At 50.1% G+C, this 8,248-nt stretch carries 8 protein-coding genes; 6 read left to right on the top strand and 2 right to left on the bottom strand.

What is annotated here, in order from left to right; all coding sequences use genetic code 11:
• Positions 1-2: 2 nt before the first annotated feature.
• The gene (locus IQ260_RS23220) at positions 3-596 is read right to left on the bottom strand and encodes a rhomboid family intramembrane serine protease (RefSeq protein WP_228016371.1); all 594 of its coding nucleotides are present in this window, start codon (positions 594-596) and stop codon (positions 3-5) included.
• Between the two features lie 542 nt (positions 597-1,138).
• On the opposite strand from IQ260_RS23220, the gene IQ260_RS23215 reads away from it, so the two are divergent.
• From IQ260_RS23215 to IQ260_RS23190, 6 genes are all read left to right on the top strand, one after another.
• On the top strand, positions 1,139-1,714 hold the full coding sequence (locus IQ260_RS23215; protein WP_193995461.1) for a pentapeptide repeat-containing protein: 576 nt from the start codon (positions 1,139-1,141) through the stop codon (positions 1,712-1,714).
• Positions 1,715-1,736: 22 nt separating this feature from the next.
• Complete coding sequence (locus tag IQ260_RS23210) at positions 1,737-2,429, top strand: ATP-dependent Zn protease (protein ID WP_193995460.1); 693 nt, start codon at positions 1,737-1,739, stop codon at positions 2,427-2,429.
• A gap of 583 nt (positions 2,430-3,012) precedes the next feature.
• Positions 3,013-5,652 carry an alanine--tRNA ligase gene (alaS, locus tag IQ260_RS23205; protein WP_193995459.1) on the top strand — a complete coding sequence of 880 codons (2,640 nt, stop codon included), beginning with the start codon at positions 3,013-3,015 and terminating at the stop codon, positions 5,650-5,652.
• 6 nt (positions 5,653-5,658) lie between these two features.
• Positions 5,659-5,940 carry a DUF4160 domain-containing protein gene (locus tag IQ260_RS23200; protein ID WP_322745029.1) on the top strand — a complete coding sequence of 94 codons (282 nt, stop codon included), beginning with the start codon at positions 5,659-5,661 and terminating at the stop codon, positions 5,938-5,940.
• On the top strand, positions 5,915-6,187 hold the full coding sequence (locus IQ260_RS23195) for a DUF2442 domain-containing protein (RefSeq protein WP_193995457.1): 273 nt from the start codon (positions 5,915-5,917) through the stop codon (positions 6,185-6,187). Before IQ260_RS23200 ends, IQ260_RS23195 begins: the two co-directional genes overlap by 26 nt.
• Before the next feature lie 608 nt (positions 6,188-6,795).
• Positions 6,796-7,035, top strand: coding sequence for a hypothetical protein (locus IQ260_RS23190; RefSeq protein ID WP_193995456.1), 240 nt, complete (start codon positions 6,796-6,798; stop codon positions 7,033-7,035).
• 274 nt (positions 7,036-7,309) lie between these two features.
• Here IQ260_RS23190 and IQ260_RS23185 read toward each other — a convergent pair.
• Positions 7,310-8,248: DNA cytosine methyltransferase (locus IQ260_RS23185; RefSeq protein ID WP_193995455.1), on the bottom strand; the 939-nt coding region annotated here is incomplete at its 5' end.

Raw genomic sequence — 8,248 nt, 5'->3', positions numbered from 1 at the left:
ACCTACAGGTTGGCTAGAAATGTACCCACTTGTTGTAGAAAAGTTGGATCTGAGGCCGCCAGCACCCCGCCCAAAAAGCCAAATAGGTGCCCCTCCCAGGACAGGGCCGTGTTATCCGAGTCAGGCAGCATCGTCCACACCTGATCGCCATAGAGCAGCATCACCACAAAGGCTAACCCCAGGGTCATCAGAGTTACCTCCAGATAGCCCCGAGCAATCAAGTACCCTAAATACCCAAAGATTAGACCGCTGGCCCCCAGATGAATAGCTGGACGCCCCAAGAACCAGGTACCCAATCCACTGACAAGCATAATAACAACGCTGATAGCATAGAAATTATCAGTGCCCTGCAGCAGTACCAACCAACCCAAAACGGCAAAAGGGAGTGTGTTAGCAATTAAATGTCCGGCATTGCGGTGGAGAATGGGAGAAAATAGAATACCCAGCAACCCCAGCGGTTCACGGGGGCGAATACCCAGCAGCCGACTTAAACCGCCGCCTAGATAGGCAAAATTAACCACACCCACCACCCAAGCCATGACAATACAGTCCCGGAGAACTTTGGCTTGGGTTTGCCAATCGATGGGTACAAACATCGAGACTATGACTGTGCCCAATATCATGTAGATAAGGACAAGCTGTTGCTTAATCCCTGTCATAAAGAAAACCTACTCAGAAAACCTACTGCTCTATGCAAATTTTGCTTGAAATTTGAGTCAAAAGTAGAGGCACCCTGTAGCCAGACCTCACCACTGTGAGATCGGCCTACGTAGATCAATGATGGTACTTAACTTTACTTAGATTTCCGTAAAAAACACAAAAAAAACTTGATGCTTACACAAAATGCAATATAAGCAACCAGGGCATAGCCTTTAATCGGTAGGGAAAAGCCTTGGCTACTCGTAACCATCACCCGCTGTACATAGAGGCTTTTTGAGACGTGCCCTAGACTACCAGGGACGAATAGGAGTTCGTATCAACCGCCAATGAATGGGAACATGCTAATAGATAGGTGATTGAGCTTGGGTGTCTGGTCTCAATTGCGAGGGAACCTGGCTAAGGATAGTCGTCAGCTTTTAGGATGGAGTCAGAGGCATCAACGCCAATCACGAGTCTAATAATCACACTTGGAAAAGGGATGAACGTAAAATCATTGGCGACAGGTCTGGCCACGGTACTAATGGTGTTGTTAGGGATAGTCAGTTTTGCGACTCCCAGTTGGGCCTACATACAAGACGATGTGGATATGCTGCTGGAGCTAAAAGACTGTCCGGTCTGTATCCTCACAGAGGCCGATTTGTCCGGAGAGGATTTTACTCGGGTCAATCTCAAAATTGCAGAATTAACGGCTGCTAATTTGAGCCAGACCAATTTGCAGGAAGCGAACCTGATGTTGGCCGAACTGCAGGAGGCAAATCTCAGCGAGGCAAACCTGGTAGAAGCATCGATGAATGGGGCGCGGTTACAAGGGGCTAACCTCAGTGGCGCGAATCTCAGCGGGGCTGTGTTGACCCAGGCCAATATAGAGGGCGCTAATTTTCAGGGGGCTAATCTTGAAAATGCGGAACTAACAGCAGCGATTATTGGTAATGCTGATTGGCGTGGGGCTAACCTCAAGGGCGCTAACCTGCGTGGGGCCACTTGGGCAGAAGCTATTATCTGTAACACCGTGCTGCCTGATGGTACTGTTGGCGATCGCAACTGTGAGTCTTAACCGTGAGTCTTAACCTGCACCCATGAGCGACGTGACCCTCAACCTGATTGCTATCTCAGTTTTTTCAGTGACCATGCTGATCTTGCTAGGTCCGCTGCTATCGGTTTCGCCGGAGGGGTTAGCGACTGTGACAGCGGCCCTGCTAGGGATGCTGGCCATTGACCAGCTGGGTTGGCAGGGGCGTGGGGGTAGTCTGCTGGTAGATTGGCTATCCCAGCGGTCGCCAGACTATTGCGATCGCATCGTCCGTCACGAAGCCGGTCATTTCCTAACCGCCTACCTGCTAGGCATCCCCATCGACGCCTACACCCTCACCGCCTGGGAAACCCTAAAAGCCGGTGTAGACGGCAATGGCGGCGTCGTATTTAAAACCGACGACATCGACCGCGCCATTCAGGTCGGTAAAATCAGCCAGCGAGAAATTGACCGCTACTGCACCGTTTGGATGGCCGGGATCGCCGCCGAAGAAATCACCTACGGCAGCGCCCAGGGTGGACGGGACGATCGGCTCAAACTCAACCTGCTGTGGCAGCAAATGAATCGTCCCCTAGCAGAGGTTCCCCTCAAGCAACGCTGGTCCATGCTCCAGGCCAAAACCCTGATCGAAAAAGAAACCGACGCCTATGACGCCCTGATCGCAGCCATGACCGAACGCCGACCCGTCCAAGAATGCTGCGAGCTAATTGAGCAGCACCTACAATCGTCAGAAGTCTAAAAACACCTCTGACGATTAAGCAATATATTATCCAGGCCCCCCAAATCCCCCAAAACTGGGGGACTTTGAGAAAGAGGTAAATTAGGAGACGTTCATTATTAACTTCATGGATTTTCTAGCTTCCCCCTTTTCAAGGGGGATTGAGGGGGATCAGCAAAACCGATGAATGTCGGAGGATTCCCCCTACCCCCCCTTGAAAAGGGGGGAATATCAAAGCAATCAAACTATTTCTTAACAGCTCCTTAGGCAATCTTTCACCTTTTACGATGCGGAGCGAATGCGGAGCAGCGTAATTCACCCAGCCGTAACCCTTTACCCTTATGCCATTCACGACCCTATCGTGCAAGGGGTGTGGGGAAGTCAGGTCCCCACGAACAAGGGGTTTTCAGGGGGGCAAGCCCTGAGCAACCCCATCACTTCCCAAAGATCCCCCCAAAAAACTCCCAGATATATCCCCAAACGAACCCAAACAAATCACAACAAAACCCTTGCCGTTCCCTCTAACTTGATGCAACATCAGTCAGAATGGTAAAGCTACATCGCCCAAAAACCTAAGTCCGCCAAGCGCGCCCCCTAAACAACAATGTCTACGTCAAAGCCTGGGTTAAAAAAATCAGTCACCACTGGCGCTGGGATTCGCCAAGCCTTTCTCAAATTTTACGAAAGCAAAGGTCACGCCATCCTACCCAGTGCGTCACTGGTGCCCGAAGACCCCACGGTTTTGTTAACCATTGCCGGCATGCTGCCCTTTAAGCCCATTTTTCTAGGCCAGCGTAAGTCTCCCGTTGAGCGGGCCACCACCTCTCAGAAATGTATCCGCACCAACGACATTGAAAACGTAGGCCGCACCGCCCGCCACCATACATTTTTCGAAATGCTGGGCAACTTTAGCTTTGGCGATTACTTCAAAGAACAGGCCGTCGCCTGGGCCTGGGAACTCTCCACAGAGATCTTTAAGCTGGCCCCCAAAAACCTGGTAGTTAGCGTCTTTCGCGAAGATGACGACGCCTTTGCCATCTGGCGCGACCAGGTGGGCGTTCCCGAAAAACGCATCATCCGCATGGACGAAGAGGACAACTTTTGGACCTCCGGCCCCACCGGTCCCTGTGGCCCCTGCTCTGAGATTTACTACGACTTCCAGCCAGAGCTAGGAGATGACGACATCGATCTCGAAGACGACACCCGGTTTATCGAGTTCTACAACCTGGTATTTATGCAGTACAACCGGGATGCCGATGGCAACCTGACACCGCTCCAGGCCCAGAACATCGATACCGGCATGGGGCTAGAACGCATGGCCCAGATTCTGCAAAACAAGCCCAATAACTACGAAACGGACTTAATTTTTCCTATCATCAAAACCGCTGCCGACATCGCCCAGGTGGACTACTTTAAGCAGGACGAGTCTGCTAAGGTCTCCCTCAAGGTCATTGGTGACCATGTGCGTTCCGTGGTCCACATGATTTCCGATGGGATTACCGCCTCTAACGTCGGTCGGGGCTATATTCTACGGCGGCTAATTCGGCGTGTAGTACGCCACGGTCGACTGTTGGGAATCGAAGGCGCTTTTGTCAATCAGGTGGCCGAAAGTGCCATTGCCCTGTGTGAATCGGCCTATCCTGACTTGCGCGATCGCGAAACCATCATCAAAGCCGAACTAGAGCGAGAAGAAACCCAGTTTCTCAAAACTCTGGAGCGCGGCGAAAAGCTACTAGCAGAAATCCTAGAGCGCAAACCCAAGCAAATCTCCGGCGATGACGCATTTAAGCTGTTTGACACCTTTGGATTCCCTTTAGAACTCACCCAAGAAATTGCCGAAGAAAACGGGTTAACGGTTGACGTCGCAGGATTTGAAACCGCCATGGCCGCCCAGCGAGAACGGTCCAAGAGCGCCCATGAAACCATTGACCTAATGGCCCAAGGCGGTCTCAGTCAGCTGGATATCGACTCCACCGATTTCTTAGGCTATACCGACGTCACCAGCCAGAGTCTAGTCAAGGTGATTTTAGCCAACGGCGAAACCGTAGAAGCCGCTGAGGCCGGTACCGAAGTACAGCTAGTGCTCGATAAAACGCCCTTCTATGCCGAGTCCGGAGGACAAATTGGCGATCGCGGCTTTTTCGCTGGCGACAATCTAGTAGTACGCATCGACGATGTGCAAAAAGACAACAATCTGTACGTCCACATAGGTCGAGTCGAGCGCGGCACGCTGCACGTCGGCGATAGCGTCAGCGCCCAGATCGACCGCGCCTGTCGTCGTCGCGCCCAGGCCAACCACAGCGCCACTCACCTGCTGCAGGCAGCCCTCAAAAAGCTTGTAGACGACAGCATTTCCCAGGCCGGTTCTCTCGTTAGCTTTGACCGTTTGCGGTTTGACTTTAACTGCCCCAGGGCGCTGACGGCTGACGAAGTGCAGCAGGTAGAAGCCCAGGTCAACACCTGGATTGCCGAAGCCCACGGTGCCCAGGTAGAAGTCATGGCCATTGACGATGCCAAAGCCAAGGGCGCAGTCGCCATGTTTGGCGAAAAATATGGCGATGAGGTGCGGGTAATCGATTTCCCCGGTGTGTCCATGGAACTGTGCGGCGGCACCCATGTCGGCAACACCGCAGAAATTGGCGTCTTCAAAATTATTGCCGAGTCGGGTATTGCCGCTGGAGTGCGGCGGATTGAAGCCGTCGCCGGTCCGGCGGTGCTGGAATATTTGAACGTACGCGACCAGATTGTCAAAGATCTCAGCGACCGGTTTAAGGCCAAGCCCGAGGAGCTAGTGGACCGGATTACCAATCTGCAGAGCGACCTTAAAACCACTCAAAAAACAGTGGATGGCCTCAAGTCGGAGCTAGCCCTGCTCAAGTCCGATCAGCTGCTAGACCAGGCAGAAACTGTAGGAGACTTTCAGGTACTCGTAGCCAATATGGGTGAGGTCGATGCAGATTCGCTCAAAACGGCAGCGGAACGTTTGCTGCAAAAGCTGGGTGATGGAGCCGTGGTACTGGGTTCCATCCCGGCTGAGGGTAAGGTAAGCCTGGTGGCAGCCTTTAGTAAACCGGCTATGGACAAGGGCCTAAAAGCTGGCAAATTTATCGGTGGCATTGCCAAGATTACCGGCGGCGGCGGCGGCGGTCGGCCCAACTTTGCCCAGGCAGGCGGTCGCGATGCCTCAAAGCTACCCGAGGCTCTAGATACAGCAAAAGCTCAGCTACAACAAGTACTAGCGTAGGGTACGATGCATCGCATCCTCAAAAAATGCAGATTTTCAAGCATTATGCCAACAGTTTTACGGGTAGGTCCCTATCGTTTCTACTTTTATAGTCATGAACCGAATGAACCACCGCATGTTCATATTGATCGAGATAATCTGTCGGCCAAATTTTGGCTAGAGTCAGTGGCTCTTGCAAGCAACTTAGGATTTAGTGCAAAGGAGTTACGAAAGGTAGAGTCAATCGTACAGAAAAACCAAGAAATATTACTGGAGGCTTGGCATGGGTATTTTGGCGATTCGAGCTGACGAAAGAGTTAAACACGTTTACTTTTCAGAAGAGACCATCAGCACTGATTTGATGGATGGTCGAACCATTTCAGTTCCTCTGACTTGGTATCCACGGCTTCTCAATGCGACACCTGAGCAACGAAGAGAATGGGTAATTTGCGGTGGAGGTTATGGCATTCACTGGGAGGAAATCGATGAAGATCTGAGCGTTGAAGGCATGTTGCGAGGTGCACCTGCTCCTAAAACAGCAATGCCCAAAGCATAGGGTTAGCAGCACTTCAATCTCTTGAGATGACAGAGTTTGAGGCAGAGCAGGCAGCCGGTATTGACAGATCTTGGGAGTTTATTGATTGTCATGTGATTCCAGGGGAACTGTAATTTATCCTTAAGTCAGAGACTGAAGCGTTAAGGGTCATGCCTAACGATAAAAAACACTGGAAGCGCCGGGGACGCATGATTGTCTTTTGCTTCGACTGCTAGTGGGTCTAAGGCTGTTCCTAAGAGATGGTCCTTTTGAACCAAATTTATCGGATTTTGGCAAAATAGGGCGATTATCCGTTACATCGATGGTCATCTGTTCGTAAAATCGCTCAATCCTTGACTTGACTGGGCTGCCAATCCGGTTTACGTTTGCTGCTAGGTTGTGCTGCTTAGCACACTGTTTTTACTAGAACCTAATGCTTGGCACCATTAGTCGGTGGGGCAAACACCGACTAATGGCTAGCCCACGGATTCACAGGCAATCCACGGGATGGGGGTTATTATCCCACCCTCTGCGATTTGCAATGCATCTTTGTGGGGGGCTGGGGTTAGGTTCTGGCTTTCCTTTGTCCCTGGCGTGCTAGGGACTGTACTTTTCTGGAGACCAGAACCATGTTTCAAGAGTTTGATTCGGGCGCGGTTGCGCCCACAGTTCAGAGTGCGTTTTTACCTGAGCATCAGTACGAGGCGGTGCGGCTGATCGCGCTGGGTAGCCTGACGGTGGTGCGGCTGACGATTCAGGAGTTGCACAGCAAGCACTATGCTGAACCCAACGACTGGAGCCGTCCGTTACCCACCGGGCGACCCAATGAGGTGATGGCGATTTTGACCAAGCGGGTGAGGGTGGATTAGAGCTTGCTCGAATTGGCTGTGTCGCTGAAGCCCGCGCTGGATTGAAATTCCAGCACTAACTGAGGGTTGTCCGCTAAAGGGACAAGATTGGTTGGGAAGCGCTAGTGCTCGGTTTTGGAGTAGTTGAAGGATAGTTGACGTTTGTGAAAGCGACACCTAAAAGCACATCTCCGATGACTGTGTCCCTTTCAGTAGACAACCTTCGGCTAGCCTACCTACGTTTTGTGGACATGAAGATATGTAGGGCTATGATGACCGCTGCACAAATTCACTGTTAGGTACCGACCCTTGCTATAGCCTGAGGCCCCTTTCCAGTTCCTGGATGATCTTCGTGTTCCCCGAGGAGATGTAGATATTCTTCACTAACAGATTGAGTGGATTCTTGACAGTAAGGTTTGTAATTTCTCGATGGTAATAGCTTCAAGGATGCATTAATTTCTTCACTAAAAAACTGTTTTCTGATTTCTCTGCCAAGAATTTCACCAATCAAAGACGGTACTGCATTACCTAACTGACGTTGAATCTCAGTTCTACTACCTAAAATTTCATAATCGTCAGGAAAAGTTTGAAGTCTACATAGTTCTCGCGTAGAAAGACGGCGATTTTTCCAGTGAAATGGACCTATTGCGCTTCCAGGTTGAGCTTGCACTGTCCAAGATGGTTTATTTTTAGCAAGCTTTAGCAAGAAACTCCAATATCTAGTTCTCCATCCAAATAAAGGTACTCCATCACCACGCTTTGTGTGATGAAGGTAGTTCTTACCTTCAGGTATACTTGGCAATAGCTGTGCCCATTTCCCAGTAACTGGTATATCTTGGTGTTCTAAATCATTCAAATCACCGATTGCATCCCATGCTGTCAACCAAGGTTCTCTCACAAATAAATTAGTCTGCGTAATATCTGGATTGCTATGTGTGGGAAATGGAAATTTGAAAACTCTTCCATCTCTAGAGCCGATGATAAAAACTCGCTCTCTAAGCTGTGGGACACCATAATCAGCAGCATTAATTATGCCTAGAGAAAATGTGTAGTCAGTTCCCTTTTGTTGATTAATTTTTTCAATTATATTTTTTAGTAAATCTATTGCTTCATCTTTACCTTTGTATGTGATGCCAAAAACGTTTTCCATTAAAAAAACTTTTGGTGTCAAATCTCTTAAGACTCTTAGATAAGCACTTAATGTATCTGCTCTAGGATCATCTAACCTTTTTGT

This window comes from Leptolyngbya cf. ectocarpi LEGE 11479, assembly GCF_015207065.1.
GTDB classification, from domain to species: domain Bacteria; phylum Cyanobacteriota; class Cyanobacteriia; order Phormidesmidales; family Phormidesmidaceae; genus Leptothoe; species Leptothoe ectocarpi.
Note: the sequence above shows the minus strand (reverse complement) of the source record. Positions and strands in the feature narration are given on the sequence as shown.

Bases quoted from the DNA above. Each gene is read 5' to 3' on its own strand.
- IQ260_RS23220 (WP_228016371.1), bottom strand. From the start codon at position 596: ATGTTTGTACCCATCGATTGGCAAACCCAAGCCAAAGTTCTCCGGGAC.
- IQ260_RS23215 (WP_193995461.1), top strand. From the start codon at position 1,139: ATGAACGTAAAATCATTGGCGACAGGTCTGGCCACGGTACTAATGGTG.
- IQ260_RS23210 (WP_193995460.1), top strand. From the start codon at position 1,737: ATGAGCGACGTGACCCTCAACCTGATTGCTATCTCAGTTTTTTCAGTG.
- alaS (WP_193995459.1), top strand. From the start codon at position 3,013: ATGTCTACGTCAAAGCCTGGGTTAAAAAAATCAGTCACCACTGGCGCT.
- IQ260_RS23200 (WP_322745029.1), top strand. From the start codon at position 5,659: ATGCATCGCATCCTCAAAAAATGCAGATTTTCAAGCATTATGCCAACA.
- IQ260_RS23195 (WP_193995457.1), top strand. From the start codon at position 5,915: ATGGGTATTTTGGCGATTCGAGCTGACGAAAGAGTTAAACACGTTTAC.
- IQ260_RS23190 (WP_193995456.1), top strand. From the start codon at position 6,796: ATGTTTCAAGAGTTTGATTCGGGCGCGGTTGCGCCCACAGTTCAGAGT.